Annotated in this window: 22 protein-coding genes; 9 read left to right on the forward strand and 13 right to left on the reverse strand. The window is 74.9% G+C overall.

Annotated features, from left to right (window positions below; translation table 11 throughout):
* Positions 1-5: 5 nt before the first annotated feature.
* On the reverse strand, positions 6-854 hold the full coding sequence (locus VGH76_RS14685) for a hypothetical protein (protein ID WP_331557426.1): 849 nt from the start codon (positions 852-854) through the stop codon (positions 6-8).
* Positions 855-1,005: 151 nt separating this feature from the next.
* Here VGH76_RS14685 and VGH76_RS14690 point away from each other — a divergent pair, with 151 nt between their 5' ends.
* The gene (locus tag VGH76_RS14690) at positions 1,006-2,160 is read left to right on the forward strand and encodes a septum formation family protein (protein WP_331557427.1); all 1,155 of its coding nucleotides are present in this window, start codon (positions 1,006-1,008) and stop codon (positions 2,158-2,160) included.
* Positions 2,161-2,171: 11 nt separating this feature from the next.
* A complete protein-coding gene (locus tag VGH76_RS14695) occupies positions 2,172-2,510 on the forward strand; it encodes a metallopeptidase family protein (RefSeq protein ID WP_331557428.1) in 339 nt (112 codons plus the stop codon).
* 51 nt (positions 2,511-2,561) lie between these two features.
* Here VGH76_RS14695 and VGH76_RS14700 read toward each other — a convergent pair whose 3' ends face one another.
* The 3 genes from VGH76_RS14700 to VGH76_RS14710 are packed head-to-tail and all read right to left on the reverse strand — an operon-like array spanning position 2,562 to position 5,218.
* Positions 2,562-3,212 (reverse strand): histidine phosphatase family protein, encoded by a 651-nt coding sequence (locus tag VGH76_RS14700; RefSeq protein ID WP_331557429.1) that lies wholly within the window; start codon positions 3,210-3,212, stop codon positions 2,562-2,564.
* A 22-nt stretch (positions 3,213-3,234) separates the two neighbouring features.
* Entirely contained in the window at positions 3,235-4,218 is a 984-nt protein-coding gene (pheA, locus tag VGH76_RS14705; protein ID WP_331557430.1) for a prephenate dehydratase, read from the reverse strand.
* A 1-nt stretch (position 4,219) separates the two neighbouring features.
* A complete protein-coding gene (locus VGH76_RS14710) occupies positions 4,220-5,218 on the reverse strand; it encodes a hypothetical protein (RefSeq protein ID WP_331557431.1) in 999 nt (332 codons plus the stop codon).
* A gap of 126 nt (positions 5,219-5,344) precedes the next feature.
* On the opposite strand from VGH76_RS14710, the gene VGH76_RS14715 reads away from it, so the two are divergent.
* Positions 5,345-5,725 carry a DUF2470 domain-containing protein gene (locus tag VGH76_RS14715; protein WP_331557432.1) on the forward strand — a complete coding sequence of 127 codons (381 nt, stop codon included), beginning with the start codon at positions 5,345-5,347 and terminating at the stop codon, positions 5,723-5,725.
* Here the strand turns inward: VGH76_RS14715 and VGH76_RS14720 are convergent.
* Both VGH76_RS14720 and VGH76_RS14725 read right to left on the reverse strand, forming a co-directional pair.
* The gene (locus VGH76_RS14720) at positions 5,676-6,035 is read right to left on the reverse strand and encodes a DUF3817 domain-containing protein (RefSeq protein ID WP_414637730.1); all 360 of its coding nucleotides are present in this window, start codon (positions 6,033-6,035) and stop codon (positions 5,676-5,678) included. The genes VGH76_RS14715 and VGH76_RS14720 overlap by 50 nt on opposite strands.
* Before the next feature lie 21 nt (positions 6,036-6,056).
* Positions 6,057-6,548: a hypothetical protein gene (locus tag VGH76_RS14725; RefSeq protein ID WP_331557433.1), complete on the reverse strand. Its 492-nt coding sequence runs from the start codon at positions 6,546-6,548 to the stop codon at positions 6,057-6,059.
* Positions 6,549-6,614: 66 nt separating this feature from the next.
* Between VGH76_RS14725 and VGH76_RS14730 the strand changes: the two genes are divergently transcribed.
* The 3 genes from VGH76_RS14730 (at position 6,615) to VGH76_RS14740 (ending at position 9,819) form a co-directional block, all read left to right on the forward strand.
* Positions 6,615-7,421: a CPBP family intramembrane glutamic endopeptidase gene (locus tag VGH76_RS14730; RefSeq protein WP_331557434.1), complete on the forward strand. Its 807-nt coding sequence runs from the start codon at positions 6,615-6,617 to the stop codon at positions 7,419-7,421.
* 93 nt (positions 7,422-7,514) lie between these two features.
* On the forward strand, positions 7,515-8,702 hold the full coding sequence (locus VGH76_RS14735) for an arginine deiminase (RefSeq protein WP_331557435.1): 1,188 nt from the start codon (positions 7,515-7,517) through the stop codon (positions 8,700-8,702).
* 118 nt (positions 8,703-8,820) lie between these two features.
* Positions 8,821-9,819 carry a DUF5914 domain-containing protein gene (locus tag VGH76_RS14740; RefSeq protein WP_414637731.1) on the forward strand — a complete coding sequence of 333 codons (999 nt, stop codon included), beginning with the start codon at positions 8,821-8,823 and terminating at the stop codon, positions 9,817-9,819.
* A gap of 32 nt (positions 9,820-9,851) precedes the next feature.
* Here the strand turns inward: VGH76_RS14740 and VGH76_RS14745 are convergent, their stop codons facing one another.
* On the reverse strand, positions 9,852-10,574 hold the full coding sequence (locus VGH76_RS14745; RefSeq protein WP_331557436.1) for a class I SAM-dependent methyltransferase: 723 nt from the start codon (positions 10,572-10,574) through the stop codon (positions 9,852-9,854).
* A 279-nt stretch (positions 10,575-10,853) separates the two neighbouring features.
* Between VGH76_RS14745 and VGH76_RS14750 the strand changes: the two genes are divergently transcribed.
* The 3 genes from VGH76_RS14750 (at position 10,854) to VGH76_RS14760 (ending at position 14,334) form a co-directional block, all read left to right on the forward strand.
* On the forward strand, positions 10,854-12,548 hold the full coding sequence (locus tag VGH76_RS14750; protein ID WP_331557437.1) for a ferredoxin reductase family protein: 1,695 nt from the start codon (positions 10,854-10,856) through the stop codon (positions 12,546-12,548).
* Positions 12,549-12,810: 262 nt separating this feature from the next.
* Positions 12,811-13,686: a hypothetical protein gene (locus tag VGH76_RS14755; RefSeq protein ID WP_331557438.1), complete on the forward strand. Its 876-nt coding sequence runs from the start codon at positions 12,811-12,813 to the stop codon at positions 13,684-13,686.
* A gap of 90 nt (positions 13,687-13,776) precedes the next feature.
* A complete protein-coding gene (locus VGH76_RS14760; protein ID WP_331557439.1) occupies positions 13,777-14,334 on the forward strand; it encodes a ferritin in 558 nt (185 codons plus the stop codon).
* Between the two features lie 7 nt (positions 14,335-14,341).
* Here the strand turns inward: VGH76_RS14760 and VGH76_RS14765 are convergent, their stop codons facing one another.
* The 6 genes from VGH76_RS14765 to VGH76_RS14790 form a co-directional block, all read right to left on the reverse strand.
* Positions 14,342-15,283 carry a DUF4328 domain-containing protein gene (locus tag VGH76_RS14765; RefSeq protein WP_331557440.1) on the reverse strand — a complete coding sequence of 314 codons (942 nt, stop codon included), beginning with the start codon at positions 15,281-15,283 and terminating at the stop codon, positions 14,342-14,344.
* A gap of 21 nt (positions 15,284-15,304) precedes the next feature.
* Positions 15,305-15,631 (reverse strand): rhodanese-like domain-containing protein, encoded by a 327-nt coding sequence (locus VGH76_RS14770; protein WP_331557441.1) that lies wholly within the window; start codon positions 15,629-15,631, stop codon positions 15,305-15,307.
* 87 nt (positions 15,632-15,718) lie between these two features.
* Entirely contained in the window at positions 15,719-17,380 is a 1,662-nt protein-coding gene (locus VGH76_RS14775; protein ID WP_331557442.1) for a cation acetate symporter, read from the reverse strand.
* A complete protein-coding gene (locus VGH76_RS14780) occupies positions 17,377-17,736 on the reverse strand; it encodes a DUF485 domain-containing protein (protein ID WP_331557443.1) in 360 nt (119 codons plus the stop codon). Before VGH76_RS14780 ends, VGH76_RS14775 begins: the two co-directional genes overlap by 4 nt.
* Positions 17,737-17,898: 162 nt before the next feature.
* The gene (locus VGH76_RS14785; protein ID WP_331557444.1) at positions 17,899-19,617 is read right to left on the reverse strand and encodes a cation acetate symporter; all 1,719 of its coding nucleotides are present in this window, start codon (positions 19,615-19,617) and stop codon (positions 17,899-17,901) included.
* A gap of 3 nt (positions 19,618-19,620) precedes the next feature.
* A partial coding sequence (locus VGH76_RS14790) for a hypothetical protein (protein ID WP_331557445.1) occupies positions 19,621-20,619 on the reverse strand: 999 nt, incomplete at its 5' end.

A 20,619-nucleotide genomic window follows, 5' to 3' on the forward strand; every position in this document is an offset into this window, starting at 1 on the left:
GTGGGTCAGCTGCCCGACGACGAGCCCGAGCCCGACGACGAGCCCTTGGATCCCGATCCCGACGAGCCGCTGCCGGACACGCCGAGCCCGCCGCGGCTCACGGTGCCGTTGGACGACGTGGAGCCCAGGCTGCTGCCCGACGTCCCGCTGCGCACGCTCGTGCCCGAGGGCGGCGCGGTGACCGAGCCGCCGCGCGCGACGGTCCCGACGGGCGAGCTGGAGCCGTAGTTGTAGTGGTACTGGTTGCCGAACCCGCCGAGGAAGATCGGGACGAAGCCGCCGTGGTACGACCCGTTCGTCGGGGTCCCGGAGCAGAGATTGTCGTCGACGACCACGCCGTTCTGGTCGGTGCACTGCGCGGTGACCTCGTCGCCCCCGCCGGAGGACGCCGCGTAGGCGATCGCGACGATCGCCGCGACCCCGACGGCGACCCCGCCCCCGATGAGGACCCGCTTGCGGATCTTCGACTTGCGCTGCGCGGCGGCGGCCGCGGCCTCCTCCTGCGCCTTGCGACGGCGCTCCGCCTCGCGGCGGGCGCGCTGCTCGGCGACGGTCGGTTCCCGCGGCGTGGTGGTCTCCGGGTCCTGGTAGCGCACCCGCCCCCGGCGCCCCGCCTCGGACGACGCCGTGTCGGGCTCGTCCGGCCGCGCCTCGCCACCGGCCCCGGGCGAGCCCCCGGCGTCCGCGTTCCACCACGGCTCCGCGGTGCGGGTGGTGGGCGCATCGGCGTCCGCCGACGCCGACCCGCCGACGGCGGGCGTTCCCGAGGGCGGCGTGGCCGCGTCGTCCGCGGCCGACCCGGCGTCGGGGCCCTCGTGGCGCCCCCGCGACGCGGCCCCCGGGTCCTCGCTCATGTCCTCACTCCCGTTCCCGCCGACTCGGCACCCGCACGGCCGAGTGCCGATCCCCCCTCGAGGAGACGATTCCGGCACGCGGCATGATGTCAGCACCATGGTCCTACGGGAACGGCCGTCCTCGCAGGGACGCGACGACCGACGCGACCGGGTGGCTGACGACGCGGACGGTCACGCCGCCCGGCGGCTCGTCGCGCGCCGGGGCGTCATCGGGGTCCTGGCCGGGGCGCTCATCATGCTCGTGGCCGCCAGCGCGTTCGCCGCCACGGGCAGCGGGCTCGGCTTCCTCGAGCTCGCCGGCCACGAGTCCGGCTCGTCCCCGGGTGTCCTCGGCGGCTCGAGCAGCGGGCCGGAGACCGGCTCCTCCGAACTGGCGAAGGCCCCGGGCACCTGCCTGACCTGGCAGCGCACCGACGGCGCCGACGTCCACCAGGTGGACTGCTCGGCCCCGCACCTGTTCGAGACCGCGGGCCCGGTCAACGCGAACCAGCCCGACGGCGCGCCGTTCCCGGCCGACGCCGCCTGGCAGAAGATCGTCGCCGACCAGTGCGGCTCGCTCGTGCAGCGCTACCTCGGCAAGCCGCTCGACCCCACCGGCCGCTACAAGGTCGGCGCGCTCAAGCCCACCGCGGCGGCGTGGGGCGACGGCGACCGCACCGTGCGCTGCGGCCTGCAGGCCCCCGGCGTCACCGGCGCCCTGCTCTCCTCGACCGGCAAGGTCTCCGCGGCCGACCAGGCCGTGGTCTTCGCGGCGGGCACCTGCCTGGGCCTCAACGGCAAGGAGGTGTCCGACCCGGTGTCCTCGTGCGCGAAGACGCACGCCGCCGAGGTGGCGGGCACCGTCGACCTCGGCTCGAAGTTCACCGGCGCCCTGCCCTCGGTCGACGACCAGGACAACTTCCTGCAGCCGGCGTGTACCAAGGTCGCCCAGGACGCCGTCGGCGCCCAGAAGCTCACCGACTCGAAGCTCACCGTCTACTGGACGAACATCGACCAGGCGTCCTGGGACGCGGGCACCCGCCGGGTGAGCTGCAACATGGGCTCGCTGCTCGCGGACAACTCCGGCTTCGCACCGCTCACCGGGGCGGTCAAGGACGGCGTGACGATCGGCGGCGCCGCCCCCGCCTCGCCGGACCCGCTGCCGCCGCCCGGGGCCCCCGCCGTCGAGCCGTCGACCCCGGCCGCGACGACGACGGCCGCCCCCGCGGCACCGGCCGCGACCCAGGCGCCCGCGGCGCCGGCACCGACGCTGCCGAGCGTGCTGCCCTCGCTCCCGCCGCTGCTGCCCGGCGGGACCGGGAACTAGCCCGCGCGGCGGTGGACCCGGAGCGGTTCGACGAGCTCGTCGGGGAGGCCCTCGACGAGCTGCCCGCCGAGCTGCTGGCCGCGATGGACAACGTCGTCGTGCTCGTGGAATCCCGCCACCCCGAGGACCCGGAGCTGCTCGGGCTCTACGAGGGCGTCGCGCTCACCGACCGCACCAGCGACTACGGCGGCGTGCTCCCCGACCGGATCACGCTCTACCGCGACGCGCTGGTCGCGATGTGCGCCGACGAGGACGAGCTGCGCGACGAGGTCGCGATCACCGTCGTGCACGAGATCGCCCACCACTTCGGGATCGACGAGGCGACCCTGCACCGGCTGGGGTGGGCATAGCCCTCGTGAGTACTCGTGGTGGCCCTACCCACCACGAGTACTCACCTGGCGTCAGCCTCCTGTGGCGTCGCGCGTCGAGGCCAGCCCGCCCGGTGCCTCCCGCCGCCACGCCTCGAGGCTCCACCCGCCGTGGCGGCGCCCGGTGAGGACCACGCGCCCGCAGTTGTCGACGTGGTCGTCGGACCCCAGGTCGGGGACCTCGCCGAGCAGCGCGTGCGCGACCAGCCGCAGCACCGCGCCGTGGCTGACCAGCACGACGGTGCCGGGCAGGTGCTCGTCGCGCAGGGCCGTGACGGCGGGTAGGTAGCGGTCGAGGACGTCGCGGCCGGACTCGCCGCCCGGCATCCGGGCGGTGACGTCGCCGTCGCGCCAGGCGTCGTAGACCGCGCGGAACCGCGCGATCGACGGCTCGTCGTTCTGCCCCTCGAGGTCCCCGACCTGCACCTCGTGCGTGCCCTCGACGACCGCGGCCACGAGCCCGACGGCGGGGGCGACGAGGGAGGCGGTCTCGCGGGCGCGCCGCGCCGGCGAGCTGACGACGGCCGTGACCGGCCCGAGGGGATCGGCGGCCAGCTCCTTGCCGAGCGCCTCGGCCTGCAGCCGGCCGAGGTCGGTCAGGCCCGGACCGGGCAGCACCGTGTCCAGGGTCTTCGCGACGTTCGCCGGGGTCTGGCCGTGGCGGGCGAGCACGAGTCGCAGCACGCCTCCATCCGTACCACGCCGGTCAGCCCGGGAGGGCCTCGCCGGGGACCTCGCGGAGTGCGGTGAGCCACCTCGCGGCGGCGTCGTAGTCGGCGCCCTCCTGCCCGGGCACCGGCGGCGCGACGGGCGGGGACGGGGCGGTGGAGCCGGCGGGGACCCGCGCCCTCGGGTAGGAGCCGAGGAACCGCAGGTCGGTGCAGCGCCGGTGCAGCGCGGCCAGTGCCTCCCCCATCGCCGGCTCGCCGACGTGCCCCGCCCCGTCGAGGAAGAACCAGTACGTGCCGAGCCGCTCCTTGGAGGGCCGGGACTCGATGCGGGTGAGGTCGACGCCGCGGATCGCGAACTCGGTGAGGATCGCCAGCAGCGCGCCGGGCTCGTTCACGGTGGTCGCGGCGATCGAGGTGCGGTCGCTGCCGGTGGCGGCGGGCAGCCGGACCCCGGCCGGGGCGACGACGACGAAGCGGGTCACCGCGTCCCCGGTGTCGTGCACCCCGTCGGCGAGCGCCTCGAGCCCGTAGTGCCGGGCGGCCACCGGCGCGCAGACCGCGGCGTCGACCTGCCCGTCCGCGACGGCGGCCGCGGCGGCCGCGGTGGAGGGCGTCATCCGGGTCTCGGCCGCCGGCAGGTGCGTGGCCAGCCAACGACTGGTCTGCGCCTCGCCGTGCGGGTGGGAGGCCACGGTGCGGACGTCGGCGCGGGTGGTCCCGGGGCGTACGAGCACCGCGAACCGCACCGGCAGCAGGATCTCCCGGACCACGACGACGGGCGGGGACTCGACGAGCCCGTCCATGGTCGCGGGCACCGCGCCCTCGACCGAGTTCTCGATCGGCACGCACGCCAACTCCACCTCGCCGGCGCGCAGCAGGTCGAGCGCGGCGGTGGTGCTCGCCGCCGCACGCGGCACCGCCCCGGTGAACGCCGAGCCGGGCGCCTCGACGAGGCTGCGCAGCGCCTGTTCGCAGAACGTGCCGGGCGGGCCGAGGTACGCGACGTGGCCGCTCGTCACGTCACACCAGACCGAGGCGGGCCATCTCGGCCCCCTGGTCGGCGGGGGCCGTGGACCCGAACGACGACAGGTGCGCGCGGACCTGCGTCGCGGTCGCCTCGTCGACCTCGGCCACCTCCGCGGCCAGCGCGGTGGCGTCGGTGGCGTCCAGGGCGCTGCGCACGGCCTCCACGAGCTCGGGCGGCGGCTCCACGGACGGTTCGGAGGGACCGGAGGCGCCGGGCGTCCCGGCCTCCGGGGCGGCGCCCGTCCCGCCGTCGTCGGGACCCCCGGCGGCCGTCGGCGGCACCGCGCGCAGGGCGCGGGTCACGGCGACCATGAGGTTGAGCCAGCCGTGGTGGTCGAACCCGGTCGCGGGGTCGACGTGGCGGGCCGCGCTCTGCAGCCCGATGCTCGCGGTGAACGAGCGGCCCGCCGCGGCCACCACCGCGAGGAACCGGGAGACGTCGGTGACCCCGGGGAAGGCGCCGGCGCGGTCGCCGCCGCAGCGCAGCTTCGGCCGGCACCCGTGCCCGACGACGCGGCGCACGCCGTCGATCCAGTCCGCCGACCCGTCGGCGTCGGGGCGGCGGGGTTCGACGACCGCCACGACGTCGTCGGGCACGAACTCGGTGACGCGCTCGAGCCAGACGGAGTCCACGTCGTGCGGGGCGGGCATCTCGACGGTGCCGGTGGTGAGCAGCGCGGCCCGCGAGGTGGTCAGCGACAGCGCCTTGGGCACCCCGCCGAGGCCGGTGTCCACCGACAGCGTGATCGGGACCGGGGCCGCGGGCCGGCGCTTCACGAGCTCGGCCACGAACTCCTGCAGCCGGGACACGGGGACCACGAGCGCCCCGACCAGACCGCCGTACTCGCCGGCACGCACGTCGAGGTGGGCGTCGAGCACGTCCGCCATCCCCGGGCGCGGCCCCGAGACGAGGGCGGCGTCGTCGAGGATGCGCGCGAGGAGCGGGGGCACACCGTCGACCGGTGCCCCACCGGCCTGGGGGACGGTGGACACGAGGGCACGGTAGCGGTCCGGTCGCCGCGGGTCGGTCACCGGGCGCCCGCTGTGCGATCGGGACTTGCCCTCCTCCCGATCACTTCGGTTAGGCTCACCTAACCCACCGCGTCTCGGAGGAGCCCGATGGCCAGGAGCTGCCCGCACCAGCCGCCCGTCCCCGGTCCGGCCGAGCGCGCGCGGGCCACCGCACCCCCCGACCCCTTCGTGGGCTGCGGCGACGCCCGGGTCTCCCACCTCGCGGGCGCCCACGGCGCGCTCCTGGCCGGGCTCGCGCGCCACCTGCCGCCCGCGCTGCGGCGACCGGTGCACGCGCTGGTGCCGCTGGCCGTCGACCGGCTCGGGCTGCGCCTGCGGGTCGAGACCGACCTGGGCGACCACGACGTGCGGATCGGCTTCTCCGCCCCGGTGGCGTGCCCCCGGATGCTCGGGGCGGAAGTGCGCCGGCTCGCGGAGGTCAGCCCGACGGCGACGGGTGCGGTGCACCGTCGCGCAGCGGAGCGGTGACCTTCCGCTCGGCGACGAACGAGACGAACGGGATGGTGCCCGCGAGGGCCACGAGCAGCAGGCGCAGGACCGGCCAGCGGCTCTTCACCCCCAGGTCGGCCGTGAACGCCAGGTAGCCCATGTACAGGAAGCCGTGGATCGGGCCGACGATCGCGACGAGCGTCGGGTCGCCGCCGAAGTACTTGAGCGGCATCGCGACCAGGACCAGCACGAGCAGCCCGACACCCACCACCCAGGCCATCACCCGGTAGCGCTTCATCGCGGCGACGATCTTCGGGGTCAGCGCCGCCGTCGGCGTCGATGCGGTCACGCAGGGGCTCCTTCGCGCGGGTCAGCGGTGCTCGTCGGCAGCGTCGGCGCGGGCGAGCGCGGCGAGCATGGCGTTGTAGTCGGTGCGCGCCCGGCCGCGCAGGGGCGCGCCCTGCCCGTCGCCGGGGCGGACCCCGGCCGGCCGCGGGGTGAAGGGCGAGTCCGGCGTCGTCGGGGTCCCTCCACCGGGACCGACGGGGCCCGCGGCGGACGCGTCGTCGGGTGCGGCCCGGTCGACGGCGTCGGCGGGGAGCTCCTCGTCGGGGACCTCGCCCCGCACGGCCGCGAGAGCGAGGGCCTCGGCGTGGAGCATGCGCCACCACAGCGCGGCGAAGAACACCCCGAACAGCGGCCACTGCAGCGCATACCCGGCGTTGAGCAGCGTGCCCGTGGGGGACTCCGCGCGGCCGAGCTGCCAGTAGGCCATCCCGGCGCACACGATCACGGCGACGATCGCGAGCAGGGTCCACCCGACCCACCGGGGGGTGGCGAGCACTCGGAGGACACGTCCCACACCGGCGAGGTTACCGACCCGGCGCGGACGGGGCGCCGTCGCGCGGCGGCCTTAGGGTGCGTGCCGATGAGCCTCCTGCGTACCTGGCTCGCCCCGCCCAGGCCCGCGGTCGTGGAGGCCGAGGGGCGCGAGCGCCGCCTTCTCGTGACCGAGATCCTCGTCGTCGCGACCGTGACCCTCGGGCTGTCCGGGCTGCGCTCGCTCATCTCGCTGCTCGACTCGCTCGCCGCCCCGGCGCCGCTGGCCTCGCGGCGCGTCGCGATCGACCAGCCGCTCGCCACCGACTCCTGGGTGGACCTCGCCGCGCAGCTCGCGTCCTCGCTGCAGCTCGTCGCGTGGGGGGCGCTGGGCCTCTACCTGCTGCTGCGCGCCGGATCCGGGCCGCGCGGGGTGGGCCTGGACGGCGCCCGTCCGGGACGGGACGTGCTCGCCGCGCTCGGGCTCGCCGCGCTCATCGGCATCCCGGGTCTCGGGTTCTACCTCGCCACGCGCGCCCTCGGGATCAACCTCACCGTGGTGCCGTCGGTGCTCGACGACCACTGGTGGCGGGTGCCGGTCCTCGTGGTGTCGGCGGTCGCGAACGCGTGGGCCGAGGAGGTGCTCGTCGTCGGTTGGCTGCTCACGGTGCTGCGCCGGCTCGGGCTCTCGGAGAACCGGTCGCTGGCCGTGTCGGCCCTGCTCCGCGGCTCGTACCACCTCTACCAGGGCTTCGGCGGCGGGCTCGGCAACGTCGTCATGGGGCTGGTGTTCGGGCGGTACTGGCAGCGCAGCGGGCGGCTGTGGCCGCTGGTCGGGGCGCACGCCCTGATCGACGTCGTGGCGTTCGTGGGGTCGGCGCTGCTGGCGGGGAAGGTGCCGTTCCTGCCGCGGTAGCCGTGTCAGCCTCCTACTGAGCACGCCGATAGGGGCACGATGCTGGCATCTGTCGCAAGGACGGCGCCGTTCACGCATCTAGGGTCGGCGACCATGACCCCGCCCCGCGTGGACTCCGAGGTCGGCCCGCTGCGCACCGTCGTCCTCCACCGGCCGGGCCCGGAGCTCGAGCGGCTCACCCCCCGCAACGCCGACCGGCTGCTCTTCGACGGCATCCCGTGGGTCGAGCGGGCTCAGGTCGAGCACGACCGCTTCGCGGCCACCCTCGAACGGCACGGGGTCCGCGTCCTGCTGCTCGCCGATCTCCTGCGGACCGTCCTGCACGACGCCGCGGCCCGGGAGCGGGGCATCGCCGACGCGGTCGACGAGCGCGTGCTCGGCCGGGAGCTGGGGACGGGCGTCCGCGCCCAGCTCGCCGCGATGGGGCCCGACGACCTCGCCGAGGTGCTCATCGGCGGGCTCACCTTCCGCGAGCTGGGCGACGGCCAGAGCTCGCTGGTGCGGCGCATGCACGGCCCCGACGAGTTCGCGGTCGACCCGCTGCCCAACCTCATGTTCACCCGCGACTCGTCGATCCGCGTCGGGGACCACGTCGTCGCCGCCGCGATGGGGATGCCGGCGCGGCGGCGGGAGGCCGCGCTCGTCGCCCTCGCCCAGCGGAAGCACCCGCAGCTCGGCGGCGTCCCGCCCACCGACCCCCGGGACCCGTCCCCGGTCGAGGGCGGCGACGTGCTGCTGCTGGCGCCCGGGGTCCTCGCCGTCGGGGTCGGGGAGCGCACCAGCCCGGCGGGCGCGGAGTCCTTCGCCCGCGCCATGTTCGACGCCGGGCTGGCGCACACCGTGCTGGCCGTCCCGATCACCCAGCGCCGGGCGACGATGCACCTCGACACCGTCACGACGATGGTCGACGTCGACACCATGGTCGTCTTCCCCGAGGTCCTCGACTCGCTGCAGGCCTGGACGGTCACGCCCGGGCTCGCCATCGCCGGACCCGAACCGTTCCGGCCGGCGGCCGCGCGGGCGATGGGGATCGAGGAGCTGCGCGCGGTCGACACCGGCCCCGCGGGCGTGGCCGCGGAGCGCGAGCAGTGGGACGACGGCAACAACACCCTCGCGCTCGCCCCGGGCCTCGTCGTCGCCTACGAGCGCAACACGACGACGAACGCCCGGCTGCGCGACGCCGGGATCGAGGTCGTGACGATCGAGGGGTTCGAGCTGGGGTCCGGGCGCGGCGGGCCGCGGTGCCTGTCCTGCCCGTGGGAGCGCGACCAGCCGTCGTGATGCACCACCCGATCGGGTCCGCGCGCCCACGTTCGGCGCAGCCAGGCGTGCATCCGGCCACAGCACGCGCACCCGTCACTGCGCCCGAACGGCCGTCGACCTAGCGTCGTCGTCCGTGCTGGACAAGCGCCCTGCCCGCCGGCCCGCGAACCCGCTGCGCCGTCTCTCCGGCGAGCGCTGGGAGGCCATGGAGCCGACCTGGCGCGACGCGAAGCCGGGGATCATCCACGCGGCGCTGGAGCGGGCGAAGGCGCGGCCGTCGGGGAACTGGTTCGTCGTCGCCGCGTCCCGCGACATCCGCGCCGGAACCCCGTGCGGCACGACGGTGGCCGGGGTGGAGCTGGTGCTCTGGCGCTCCCCGTCCGGGGAGCTCCACGCCGGGCCGGGCGCGTGCCCGCACCTCGGGGCGGACCTGTCGACGGCGGAGCAGTCCGGGTGCGAGCTCATCTGCCGCTGGCACGGCCTCGCGCTCGGGCCCTCCGGGCGCGCCGGCTGGCGGACGCTGCCCGCGCACGACGACGGGGTGCTGACCTGGGTCCGGCTCGACACGGTCGGCGGCGAGGAGCCGACACCCGCGCCGATCCTGCCGGTGCGCCCGGACCACACCGCGAGCCTCGTCGCGGTCGCGACGATGGTCGGCACCTGCGAGCCCGACGACGTCGTCGCCAACCGCCTCGACCCGTGGCACGGCGCGTGGTTCCACCCGCACTCGTTCGCCGACCTGCGGGTGGACTCCGCGCCGGGTCGCACCGCCCCGGAGGCCGAGGACCACTTCGACCTGCACGTCGCGTTCCGGCTGACGCGGCACTACGGCATCCCCGTCGAGGCGCGCTTCACCTGCCCGGACCCGCGCACCGTCGTCATGCAGATCACCCGCGGCGAGGGGGCGGGCAGCGTCGTCGAGACCCACGCGACCCCGCTCGCCCCGCACCCCGACGGCCGGGCCCGCACCCAGGTGACCGAGGCCGTCGTCGCGCATTCGGACCGGGAGGGGTTCGCCCACGCCCGGCGGGTCCAGCGGGTGGTCCGCCCGCTGATGGAGTGGGCGGCGAAGCGGCTGTGGGTCGACGACATCGAGTACGCCGAGCGGACCTACGAGGTGCGCAGGCGCAGGTGAGTACTCGTGGTGGTCATGGCCACCACGAGTACTCACCTGGGGCTCCGCCCCACCACGGTGTGCACGATCCCGCGCTGCCAGCCGTCCATCGGCTCCGCGTGGACCTGCTCCAGCCCGGCCTCGCGCAGCCGGGCGGTGAGCCGCTCCAGCCCGTCGAAGGCCAGCACGCTGCGCCACAGGTAGCGGTAGAGCGACGCGTCACCGGTCACCCGCCACCCGAGCGGGATGACGATCGCCCAGCACACCGCCGTCCACACCGCCCGCGCGTACCGGGAGTCCGCCACCGAGTACTCGTGCACCGCGAGCGGCGCCCCCGGGGCCAGCAGGTCCCGCAGGTCGGCGACTCCGGCCGAGACGTCGGGCAGGTTGCGCAGCAGGTAGGCCGCGAGGATGCCGTCGAACGGCCCCTCGACCCCGGCGGTCGCCAGGTCCTCGGCCCGCGAGTGCACGAACCGCACGGTGGTCGGCCAGGCCTTGGCGCGGGCCTGCGCGAGCATCTCCGCCGAGGCGTCGGCCGCGACGATCTCGGCCTCCGGGTAGGTCTCGAGCAGCGCCCGCGTCGAGAGCCCCGTCCCGCACCCGACGTCGAGCAGGCGCAGCCCGGCCCCGCGCCCCGGCAGCCCGAGGCGGGCCGCGGACCGGCACAGGTGCTCGAAGTACCCGGGGTTGGCGCCGACGAGGCGGTCGTAGGACGTCGCGTCCTGGTCGAACGCCGACGGCACCTCGGCGGCCTCACGCACACGGTCGAAGGTCACGACCGCGCATCCTGCCGTGAACGGGTGAGCGGCGCCGTCCTGGCGTCAGATGCCGGCATCGTGCCCCTATCGGCGTGCTCACCAGGTTGCTGCGAGGAGGGCCGGGGCAAACTGAGAGCCCGCTCCCGCACACGGATCACCAGCGCGTCCGATCGGAGCACTCTCACGGCCCGTCGTCGCCCGGTGACGGGCTCTCGGCGCCCCCGGCGGCCCGGACCTCTCAGACTCGCCGATCACGAACAGGTCACGGCCCTACCTTCTGCGGCCGTGCGGAGACGGATGACGACGACGGCCTGGGCTGCGGTCCTCATCGCGATGACCGTGGTGCCCTTCGCGATGTCGGCCTGGCGCGGCGACAGCACCAGCCCCGGCACGATGCTCTCGGTCGGGCTCGCGGTGCTGGGCCTGACGGCGCTCATCGTGGTGGTGCTGGTCCCCTCCCGGATCCGGACCCTGACCCGCGCGTTCGGCGTCGACCGCGTCATGGGCCTGCACCGCTGGCTCGGGATGCTCGCGCTCACTGCCGTCGTGCTCCACGCCGCCGTGGCGCTGTGGAACCACCCCACCCTGATCAACCCGTTCACCGCGCGCGACACCGCGAAGGTCGGCTGGGGCTCGCTGGTGGCGCTGCTGCTGGTGGGCGGGGTCGCCGCGGGCGGACGCCGGCCCGGGGCCCGCTACGAGGTCTGGGCGCGCCTGCACGTCGCGCTCGCGGCCGCCGGGCTCGTCCTCGCCGCACTGCACGTGATCTGGCTGAACCACCTGGTCGCCGACCCGGTGATGCGGGTGTGCCTGGTGGTCCTCGCCGGTGTCCTGTTCGCGGTGCTCTCCCACCGCTGGGTGTGGCGCCCGCTGTTCTCCCGGCAGGGCGCCTACGTCGTCTACGGCGTGCGCCGGGAGGGCCCGAGCGTGTCGACGCTGGTGCTCGCCCCGGTGCACCTGCGCCGCGGCGGGATGCGCTTCGACCCCGGCCAGTTCGTGTGGCTGCGCCTCAAGCGCGCGGTGGTGGGCACCGAGGAGCACCCGTTCACCATCGCCTCCAGCGCCAACGTCACCGGTCGGCTCGAGCTGACGGTGCGCGACCAGGGCGACTTCTCGCACCGCGTCGCCGCGCTGCGCCAGGGCGAGAAGGTGTGGCTGGACGGCCCGCACGGCTCGTTCACCACCCAGGAGGACCAGGACTGTGCGGGCCTCGTCCTCGTGGCGGGCGGCGTCGGCATCACGCCGATGATGAGCATGCTGCGCACCCTCGCCGAGCGCGGCGACACCCGCCGTCACCGGCTCGTCCTCGCCGAGCGCGGCTCCGAGCCCCTCTTCGCCGACGAGCTCGCCGTGCTCGAGCGTCGCCTCGAACTCGAGGTCATCCGGACCGCCGGACGCCGGGTGGATCTCGCGCTGCTCTCCGAGGTCGTGCCCGGGCCGCCCGAGCGCGACCACCTCGACTACTTCATCTGCGGGCCGCCCTCGCTGCTCGCGGGCGCCCTGGCCGCGCTCGAGCAGCTCGCCGTCCCGGCCACGCGGATCCACACCGAGCAGTTCGGCTGGTCGGGTCCGATGCCGACGTCCCCCGCCGCGTCCGGGACAGCCGCCCCGGGTCCGTCCGCTCCCCCCTCGAAGGACACCCATGGCCAGACACTCGACCCGTCGGCGCATCCCGCGCTGGGCGGTCGCCGCTCCCCTCTCGATCCTGCTGGTGCTGGGCGCGGCCCAGGCCTGGGCCTCGACCCGCACACCGGATACTGGGTCGGGGTCGAGCCACGGCACGGGCACATCGCGGGGGGAGTCGGTCCTCTCCCGCCTGGCCGGGTCGATCACCGGGCGGAGGCGGCAGGACGGGCCGGGCTCGCCACCGCCGGCCCCCGGGAGCACGACGCCGGCCTCCGCGGGCGCGACGCCGGCCCCGCCCGCGGCGCCGACGACGACGGCCCCCGACGCCGGGCGCCGCGGCGGGGCGGGCGCCACGCATCCGTCTGACCACCAGAAGAACACCGGCAACAAGCAGCAACAGCAGCAGCAGGTCAACTGCCGGCTCACCGTCCCGCCGAACCCGACCAGCGCGGCCGGGCTCGCCACGCCGTACCGGCTGAAGGGCGCGGGCGGCGGCGGCGCCTGCCACGAGGCCGACACCGCGCAGGCCGCCTTCGTCGAGGCCACCATCCTCGACCCGGCGACCGGGGCGCTGTCCGTCTACCACCCGCTGGTCGTCGACAACGGGAGCAAGCCCGCGGCGCCCCCGGTGACGCCCACCCTGCCCCCGGGCGCCGTCGTCGGGGTCTGGTTCGGCTTCAACGGCACGACGTTGACCCTCGACGGGGACCGCGCGGGCTGCGTCGACGGGACGCCCGGCTCGCCGTTCGGTCAGTTCGCCGACTGCAACGGCCCGGGATTCTTCGCCGCCGCGAACAGCGCGATCGCGGCGGGGAAGCTGGCCGTGCCCGGCCTCGGGACCGCCGCGGACGGTCAGCCGTGCCCGACCACGCGCGACTTCTCCGTCGTCGACCAGGACCAGAGCGACAATCTCGCCACCTCCTACCGGGTGCTCGGCGACGGCCGCGTCGCCCAGGACACGGCGGCCAACGCCGGCCTCGGCGGCACCGTGCTCACCAACGCGAGCGACAACGGCCTGCTCGACGCGTTCCTCGACCCGGCGCTCGGCTGCAAGCCGATGACCGCGCCGGACGCCGGGAACGTTGGCAAGCAGGTCCCGTCGCTCGCGCTCAACGAGCTGCAGGCGGCCGCGCACCAGGGCGCTCCGGTGGCGCTGGTCCCCGCGAACGACCCGATGTCGCAGATCGACGGCAAGGCCTCGCCCGCCAAGAACGCGCTCTACCGCGCCGGGGTCGACCAGCCGGTCGCCGCCTCGTCGGATGGCGCGGCCTACTGCCGCTCGCTGGTCGCGGTGGCGCCCGGCCGGCTGAAGACCGACCAGGCCCGGTTCTCGCGGGCGCCCTCGCCGGACGCCGCGGCGGCGAACAACCTCTTCACCTTCCTCGCCCAACGGCTGCAGACCTCGTTCGGGAACCTCGGGTGCGGCGACCTGGGGACGCCCCCGCTGCCGCTGCAGGTCACGAAGAACGGCGACCAGGCCACCGCGGCGACGGTGACCGGGTGACGGCCACCGGGTGACCCCCACGCCCGCCGACGGTCACGGATCCCGGCCGTCGGCGGGCGATCCGGTAAGGGATACCTACACTCGACGGGTATGAGCGACCCCTCGTCGTCGACGTTCCACGAACTCCTTCGCGAACAGATCCGCCACGAGTTCACGGCGTCCCAGCAGTACACCGCGGTCGCCGTGTACTGCGACGACGAGGACCTGCCGCAGATGGCGGCGCACTTCTACGCGCAGGCGCTCGAGGAGCGCAACCACGCCATGGGCATGGTCCAGTACCTGCTCGACAACGACGTGCACGTCCGCATCCCGGGGATCGACGAGGTCCGCAACGACTTCAAGTCGGTGGAGGACGTCCTCGAGGTCGTGCTCGACCAGGAGAAGCGGGTCACCGACCAGATCACGCTGCTGGCCCGCGCCGCCCGCGACGCCGGCGACTACCTCGGCGAGCAGTTCATGCAGTGGTACCTCAAGGAGCAGGTCGAGGAGGTCGCCTCGATGACGACGCTGCTGCGCATCGTGCGCCGTGCCGGCGACAACTTGTTCCACGTCGAGGACTTCGTGGCCCGGGAGATGCCCGCCGACGCCGGGACCGACCCCACGGCGCCGCCGTCGGCCGGCGGGGTGGCGACGCTCGGCGGCGCCTGAGGGCTGCTCAGACCGCCGAGGGCTCGGTCCCGGCGGGGCGCACCACCCACGTGCGGCCCGAGGGGCGCAGCACGGGCGCGAGCAGCTCGGTGAGGTGGGCGGAGACGCGGACGGTGGCCCACGCGGCGACGACGGCGACGACGTCGACGAGGGCGTGGAGCACCACGCCGTCGGCGAGCGCCTGCATGCTCGTCCAGAACCCGTGCACCACCGTGACCAGCCCGAGCACCACCCCGACGGCCCAGCTCGCCCACCAGAGCAGCACCGGGCGGGACGGGGTGGGGCGGGTGCCCGGGTCGAGGCCGGACGCGGCGTGCTCGATCTCGGCGAGCGTCGCGCCGGGCACGGTGAGCGTGAACGGCGGCAGGAAGCAGCCGAGGAGGACGATGCGCGTCGAGCGCCCCGGACGGGTGCCCGACTCCCGGGCCGCGAGGTCCCGGGCGGTGAACAACCAGCGCAGGAACACCACGCCCGTGGCGAGGGCCGCGACCGGGGCGAGCAGCCCGAACAACGTCACGACCGCGTCCGACCACCCCAGCGCCACGCCCGAGAGCGCCCGGTCCCGGCTCAGCACGAGCAGCACGTAGCGGAACACCTCGCCCGCCGCCGCGATCCCGGCGAGCAGCGCGGTCGTCACCGCCAGCCGGCGCAGCAGCTCGGCGTGCGCGCGCAACGCGTCCCGCGGCTCGGGCACGGCCCTGGCCGGCAGCGGCCCGTCGGGAGCGCCGGGCTCGGGGCGGGCGGCCCACGGCCACAGGCTCCAGCGGGGGATCTCGCGGTAGCGCGGCGGGCCGGCGTACGGGCGGCGGGTGGCCGCCGGCTCGCGGGGACGCCAGGCGTCGGGGGTCGTCGCCACCCACCGCACCCCGGACAGCACCCGTCCGCAGTGCACGCAGAAGCGGCCGGAGTCCCCCGGCGGCTGTTCCCGGCCGCAGCGCGGGCAGGTCACTGCGACTCCCTCCCCATGGCTCTACACCACCTGGGCGGGCCCCGGCCCGTCGCTCACCACCGGACGTCCGGCGGCCTCCCAGGCGAGCATGCCGCCGCTGACGTTGACGGCCTCCCGGCCCTGACCGACCAGGTACGCGGTGACCTGCGCCGAGCGGCCGCCGACCCGGCAGACCACGGCGAGCGGCCCGTCCGGGACCTCGTCGAGCCTCGAGAGGAACTGCGACATCGGCACATGGACCGCCTCGGGCGCGTGGCCCGCGACCCACTCGTCGTCCTCCCGGACGTCGAGCAGCGTCGCGCCCGCGGGCACGTCGGTCGCCACCACGGCGGGCACCTCGGACGTCATGTCCCCATCGAATCACACGGTGTGCTGCGCGCTCGTGAGCACTTTCGGTCGCTATGACGACCGAAAGCGCTCACGAGGCGGAGCCACCTAGTGGAAGGCCGACGAGGCCGACGACCCGGCGCCGGTCATGGAGCGGACCTCCATCTCGGCGGCCTTCCGGGCCGCCTCGGCCTTCTCCTCTGCACTCATCTGGCTCTCGCCGACGAAGCTGCCGACCACGCCCAGCAGGAACGAGATCGGGATCGAGACGATGCCGGGGTTCGAGAGCGGGAACCACGCGAAGTCGACGCCCTCACCGAAGATCGACGTCTGCGCGCCGGAGACCACGGGCGAGAAGATGATCAGCACGAGGCAGAGTCCGAGGCCGCCGTAGATGCTCCAGAGCGCCCCGGTGGTGTTGAAACGCCTCCAGAACAGCGAGTACAGCAGCGTCGGGAGGTTCGCCGAGGCGGCCACCGCGAACGCCAACGCCACCAGGAACGCCACGTTCTGGCCGTTGGCCAGGATGCCGCCGAGCACGGCGAAGATCCCGACCACGAGGGCCGTCCGCCGCGCCACCCGCACCTCGGAACCGGGCTCGGGCCTCCCTTCCTTCATCACCGAGGCATAGACGTCGTGCGCGAAGGAGGCCGCCGCGGTGATCGTGAGGCCGGCGACGACGGCGAGGATCGTCGCGAACGCGATCGCCGAGATGAGTCCGAGCAGGACCGTGCCGCCGAGCTCGAAGGCCAGCAGCGGAGCCGCGTCGTTGTCGGTCTTCGAGGTCAGGATCCCCGCCGGGACCAAGGCCGCGGCGCCGTACCCGATGACCAGCGTGAACAGGTAGAACACGCCGATGATCCAGATCGCCCAGTTCACCGAGCGCCGGGCCTCCTGCGCGGTGGGCACCGTGTAGAACCGCATGAGGACGTGCGGCAGGCCCGCCGTGCCGAGCACCAGCGCCACCGCCAGCGAGATGAAGTCGATCTTGCTCGTGATCGACTTGCCGTACTCGTTGCCCGCGTTGAGCAGGTTGGTGGTGACGTTCGTGTCGGCCGCCCCGAACACCGAGGACGGGTTGAAGCTGAAAAGACCCAGCACCCAGACGGTGATGACGGCGGCACCGATGACCAGCAGCGTGGCCTTGATGATCTGCACCCACGTGGTGCCGCGCATGCCGCCGTAGAGGACGTAGAAGATCATCACGAGGCCGACCAGAAGGATGACGAGCGACTGGCCGTCGAAGATGCTCGAGCCCTTCTGCACGCCGAGCAGCAGCGAGATGAGGGCGCCGGCGCCCGCCATCTGCGCCAGCAGGTAGAAGAACGACACGACGAGCGTCGAGACGGCGGCCGCGGCCCGGACCGGGCGCTGGCGCATCCGGAAGCTCAGGACGTCGCCCATCGTGAAGCGCCCGACGTTGCGCAGCAGCTCGGCGACGAGCAGCAGCGCCGTCAGCCACGCGACGAGGAAGCCGATCGAGTAGAGGAAACCGTCGTAGCCGTTCACCGCGATCGCGCCGGCGATGCCGAGGAACGAGGCGGCCGACAGGTAGTCCCCGGAGATCGCGATGCCGTTCTGGGGGCCGGTGAACGAGCTGCCCGCGGCGTAGTAGTCCGAGGCTGTCGTCGCCGAGCGGCTCACCCGGTAGACGATGAGGAGGGTGATGACGACGAAGACCAGGAAGATGCCGATGTTCAGCAGCGGGCTGCCGAGCTGCTTCGGCGCCTGGGCCTGCGTCGGGAGGGCGGCGAAGGCCGAGAGGGTCACAGCTTCTCCTCCACGCGAGCCCGGAGCTCGGCGGCGGTCGGGTCGAGGTTCTTCTCGGCGTACCGCGCGTACGCCACCGCGATGACGAAGGTCGAGACGAACTGCAGCAGCCCCATCACGAGGCCCACGGTCAGGTTCGTCCCGCCGAGGCGGGTGTTCATGAATCCGTGCGCGAAGTCGGCGAGCAGGACGTACATCAGGAACCACCCGAGGAAGAGGCCGCTCATCGTGAAGATGTAGCGACGCCAGCGCGAGCGCAGCGCGCGGAACTCCGGACTGCGCTGCATCTGTTCGTACGGGGTCGACGTCGCGTCGGGCGGCGCCGAGCCCCGGGGGCTCTCGTCGGTCGCACTCATGCGCTCTCACCCTTCGGGAGTCGGGGTCGCCGGGTGCCGAATGTTCAACGGAGGAACCTAGTTGTCGTCACTCCGAGAAAGGTGCTCTTTTCGGGTACCTCGTGCCGTTACGGTCGGTATGTTCCGCCCGCGACATTGGTGCTCGTACGCGAGATGCGCGTCTCAGTTCCGACCCACACGCATCTCGCCCAGCCCGAGCCGTTCCGGGGCGTGAAGTCGCAGCAGCGTACGACCGACACCGGCCGGAACCCGGTTGGGGGTCGCACGGCTGACCAGCACCATCGTCAGCACGGCCAGCGGCACCGAGACCGCGGCCGGCTGGGCGAGCAGGATCCCCGCTGTGCCGGGCAGCGTTGCGCCGAACAGCGTGGCGACCGCGGCGCCCAGCGAGAGGACGCCGCCGACCGCGATCCCGGCCACCGCGCCGCGGTCGGTCAACCCGCGCCACCAGATCCCGAGCAGCAGCAGCGGCGCGAACGTCGAGGCGGCCACCGCCAGGGCGAGGGCGACGCTCACGGCGAAGTCGAGGCGGACCATCACGAGCGCGAGCACGATGGGGACGGCCCCGGCCACGTGGGCGGCGATGCGGAAGTCCCCGAGGCGTCCGGGCAGGACGTCGCTGGAGAGCACCCCGGCCACCGAGAGCAGCAGGCCCGCCGAGACCGCGAGCAGCGTCGTCGCGATCCCCGCCGCGACCAGCCCGCCGAGCGCCGCACCCGGCCAGCCGCCGAGGGCGAGCGAGGGCAGGGTGAGCACCGCGGCGTCGCCCTCGCCGCCGACGAGCAGCTGCGGCGCGCTCAGCCGCGCGAGGGCGCCGAGCACGATCGGCACGATGCTGAACCCGCCGAGCAGCGCGAGCACGAGCACCGTCGAACGGCGGGCCGCCCGGCCGTCGGGGTTGGTGTAGTAGCGGACGAGCACGTGGGGCAGGCCCGCCACGCCGAGGCAGGTCGCCAGCAGCAGCGAGTACACCCAGAGCGGGTTCCGCTCACCGGAGCCGAAGGGGCGGTCCCAGGCCTGCTGGTCGGCCACCGCGCCGTCGACCACGGGCACCGCCGACCCGGCGGGGAACGCGAGGGTGGTGTCCTTCCCGACCGGGTGCGGGCCGGGCGACCAGGTGAGCGTGCGGGAGGCGCCGTCGGCGGTGACCTGCACCGTGACCGGGTCGACGACCTGCAGCAGCACGGGGTCGTGCACGGTGACCGTGGTCGGGCGGTCGAAGGTCGCCGGTCCCGCGGTGGGGATGTTCGCGGCGATCCCGGCCCCCAGGAACCAGGCGACGAGGACGACGGCGGGGATCACGAGCGCGACCGCCTTGAGCCAGAAGCCGTACGCCTGCACGAGGGTCATCGAGCGCATGCCGCCGAAGGTGACCGCGGCGGTGACGACGAGGCCCACGACCAGCACGCCCACCCACGCGGGCGCCCCGGTGAGGACCATGAGCACGAGGCCCGACGCCTGCAGCTGCGGGACCAGGTAGAGCCACCCGATGACGACGACCACCATCGTGGTCACCGTCCGCAGCAGCGCGGAGTCGAGCCGGGTCTCGGCGAAGTCGGGCACGGTGTAGGCGCCCGAGCGCCGCAGCGGGGCGGCGACGAAGAGCAGGACCACGACGAAGCCCGCGACGAAGCCGAGCGGGTACCAGAGCCCGTCGACCCCCTCGGTCAGGACGATCCCGGCGACGCCGAGGAAGGACGCCACCGACAACGACTGCCCGGCGATGGCCGCGGCGTTCGCGCGGCTGCGCACCGTGCGGGACGCGGCGAGGAAGTCGTCGGTGGAGCGGGTGACCCGCACCCCGAGGGACCCGATGACGATGACGGCGACCGCCGCGAGGCCGGCCAGGACGAGCGCGACCACGGAGCCGGCGGTGGACACCGCTCAGTCCTCGACGTCGTCGGCGAAATCGAGCTCGTTGCGCTCCGCGTGCCGGGTGTAGAGCCAGCCGAGGACCAGCAGGAACGGGAACGAGAGCACGCCGAGCAGCAGCCACGGCAGCCCGATGCCGAGGACCGGCGCGGCGTCGGAGACCGCGGGCATCGTGAGGAACACGATCGGCAGCACGCCCAGCACGAGGACCACCACCGCGGCGAGCCGCAGCGCCAGCGTGAGCTGGGAGCGCATGAGGTTGGACAGCAGCAGCTCGCCGGTCGCGGTCTGCGCCTCGATCTCGGCGACGGTGCCGACCGCGCGGGTCGGGGAGCGGCGCTCCGAGAGCACGATGCGCACGCGCTCCAGGGGCCGGCCGTCGCCGCGGTCCGCCACGGGGTCGTCGTCGGTGCGCCACCCGTACACGGCGGGCCGGCCCTCGAGCCGCGGCACCTCCTCGGAGGCGGTGACCCCCGAGGCCGGGAACGTCGAGGCGAGCGGCAGCCCGCGCACCGGGGTGGGCGCGATCGCGTCCGGGTCGGGCGCGGCCGGGGTCGGCGGTCCCGCGGCGGGCTCGGGCGCGGGGGCCTCGGGCGTCGGGGCGGGCGTGGGAGCCGGGGCCGGCGTGGGGGTCGGGGCCGGCGTGGGGGTCGGGGCCGGAGCCGGAGCGAGGGGAGCCGCCTGCTCCGCGGCGGTCACCTCGAACCGCTCGGTCTCGGCGTCCGGCGCCGCGTGCCGGGGGCGGTAGCCGGGAGGTGGGGTGTGTCCGGAGGCGGGGGCGTCGTCCCGCAGGGCGTGGCGACCGGGCCCGCCGGTCGCATCGGTGGGTGCGGGCCGATCGCGGCGGGCGCGGACCCGGGCGACGGCCGGGCCGCCGTCCGGGGTGCGTGCGGCCGGGGCGGCCGCGCCGCCCGCGGCGTCGGGACCCGACGGGTCGGCCGGACCGGGGTGCTCGCCCCCGGCCCGGGTCCGGCCGTCGGTGGTGATCACCGCCTGCCCCAGGCCTGTTTC

Source organism: Actinomycetospora sp., assembly GCF_036497585.1.
Taxonomy (GTDB): Bacteria; Actinomycetota; Actinomycetes; order Mycobacteriales; family Pseudonocardiaceae; genus Actinomycetospora.

Bases quoted from the DNA above. Each gene is read 5' to 3' on its own strand.
- VGH76_RS14685 (WP_331557426.1), bottom strand. From the start codon at position 854: ATGAGCGAGGACCCGGGGGCCGCGTCGCGGGGGCGCCACGAGGGCCCC.
- VGH76_RS14715 (WP_331557432.1), top strand. From the start codon at position 5,345: ATGGCCAGGAGCTGCCCGCACCAGCCGCCCGTCCCCGGTCCGGCCGAG.
- VGH76_RS14730 (WP_331557434.1), top strand. From the start codon at position 6,615: ATGAGCCTCCTGCGTACCTGGCTCGCCCCGCCCAGGCCCGCGGTCGTG.
- VGH76_RS14735 (WP_331557435.1), top strand. From the start codon at position 7,515: ATGACCCCGCCCCGCGTGGACTCCGAGGTCGGCCCGCTGCGCACCGTC.
- VGH76_RS14750 (WP_331557437.1), top strand. From the start codon at position 10,854: ATGACGACGACGGCCTGGGCTGCGGTCCTCATCGCGATGACCGTGGTG.
- VGH76_RS14760 (WP_331557439.1), top strand. From the start codon at position 13,777: ATGAGCGACCCCTCGTCGTCGACGTTCCACGAACTCCTTCGCGAACAG.
- VGH76_RS14770 (WP_331557441.1), bottom strand. From the start codon at position 15,631: ATGACGTCCGAGGTGCCCGCCGTGGTGGCGACCGACGTGCCCGCGGGC.
- VGH76_RS14780 (WP_331557443.1), bottom strand. From the start codon at position 17,736: ATGAGTGCGACCGACGAGAGCCCCCGGGGCTCGGCGCCGCCCGACGCG.